At 60.9% G+C, this 1873-nt stretch carries 1 protein-coding gene and 1 pseudogene; both read right to left on the reverse strand.

The genetic code is table 11. The features are described from left to right. Window positions 1-119: 119 nt before the first annotated feature. A pseudogene (locus tag ACSEEN_RS21320) lies at window positions 120-410 on the reverse strand (4Fe-4S dicluster domain-containing protein); the annotation flags it as partial. 10 nt (window positions 411-420) lie between these two features. Beyond that, a complete protein-coding gene (locus ACSEEN_RS21325) occupies window positions 421-1437 on the reverse strand; it encodes an AurF N-oxygenase family protein (RefSeq protein WP_161896579.1) in 1017 nt (338 codons plus the stop codon). Window positions 1438-1873: the final 436 nt, after the last annotated feature.

Raw genomic sequence — 1873 nt, forward strand, 5'->3', positions numbered from 1 at the left:
GTGAAACCCGGCCGTGATCCGGCGGCAACCGGCCAGCCTGTCGTACCCGAACCGCAAAATCAGCCCTGCCGCAATCAATCCGAACCGCTCAGGCAGGGATAGGCACCGGATGAAAGATCGAGGTTAGACGTCGGCGGGACCCTCTCGCCTGCGGGCCGATCCGGGTAGAACGCCGCGTTGAGGGAGACAAACGGCAACTGTTCAGGCCGCAGCTTTACCTCCGGCGCTATCGCCCCGACCGGGCAGGCAGAGACACATGCGCCGCAGTCGACACACGAGACCGGATCGATGTACAACATCTCAGCGGTGGCGAAACCGGGTTCGTCCGGCGACGGATGAATACAGTTGACCGGGCAGGCGTACACACAGGAGGCGTCGCTACAGCACGACTGGGTGATCACATGGGGCATGACGCCGCTCCTACGCTACGGCGGACACGTGCTGGCGCTGCGGCTCGCTACGGTAGCGACTCGGCTTGCCATCGATCTTGCAGATCCGCCAAACGATCTTGGCGAGCGGATTGATCAGTCCCGTGTCGTGGCACAGCATCCGGACGTCACCGAACATGTCACGTAGCATTTGCCGCGACTCCGGCGAATTGAAGAAGACCTCCTTGCGCACCGAGCGCGGAATATCGAATTCCTTCCAGAACTCCCGCGGCGGAACCATGATCGCCGAACACAGCACGCGCATCATCACCGGCACAAACATCGACAACAAGAACCGCTTCCCCCGCGACAAATGCGGCACCCGCTTACGCAGGTACTCATGCGCGAACGAGATGTGCCGCGCCTCTTCAGCCACATGGATCGCCATCACCCGCTCCATGATCGGGTGCAGCTGTTTACCCTCACGCAGAACATTCTTCTGCGTATGATCGATGGGCTCTTCACCGGCGAGAATGCCGAACCAGAACGGTATCGGCAACGGACCCGCCATCAACGGGACCACCGGTTGGGACCACCTCAGCAACCGAGGCATCCCGGGCACGTCGACCCCGATGCGGTTCACCATCTCCTGGAACATCATGGTGTGGTTACACTCTTCGGCGGCCTCATGCAGGCAGTAGCGGTACTCGGGCGACCCGTTGGGCGTCCAGAACGCGTAGTCCATCAGGCCGCGGATCAGGACCAACTCGAAGTGCAGGCCGACCTTGGCAACGTTGGCCTGACGCCACATACCGATCTCGATCTGGCGCTCGACCGATTGCGCTTGATACCACGGGTGACGTCCGAGCGGATCGGTCCCCGGAAGGATCCAGCGCTCGTCATTGGGTGTCACCGCGAACTCGGGTGCATCCCAATCGATATCGATATAGGGGTTAAAATGCCGTCGCACTGACCCCTCAGACAGTGTGTTGAGCATGTCGGTGTACACGGTGTCGTCGAGCACATCCATATTGCTACGCCAACGATTGATGATGCCGGTTCTAGCCATAAGAAGCCTCCTCTGAGGTTGATATTTTCTACGGCTTTTATACGTACACGGTACCGCAGGTATCGGATATCGGAAATGCCCCGGTCGTGCGATGACCGAAACCGCCCCGACCAGGGCCGCGCGATAGGGAGCGGTTGCTGGCAAGACGGCTAACCAGCAAGACGCAAAGACGGCATGACGGCCTGGGCACGCGGAGCGTCGGACGGTGATGAAATCATCGAATTGTGCACATGTCAGAACAGACCGGGCGGGCGGGCGGTGTCGTCGTGCGCCGGTTGCCCCCGTGTCGCTTCGGCGGGCTCATTTTCCACCGGAACCGACACCTCCCTCAGGACAGTTCTTACCGCTGACAGCTGATCTTGACGGCTGATGGTGACCAGGTGATCGTAGGGGCCGCTCAACCGGCTACGACGCCGTCCTGGCCGAGCTAGATCGC

The organism is Gordonia marina, assembly GCF_052036135.1.
Lineage (GTDB): Bacteria > Actinomycetota > Actinomycetes > Mycobacteriales > Mycobacteriaceae > Gordonia.

Excerpts from the sequence above, each read along its gene's own strand:
- ACSEEN_RS21325 (WP_161896579.1), bottom strand. The coding sequence starts at position 1,437 with ATGGCTAGAACCGGCATCATCAATCGTTGGCGTAGCAATATGGATGTG.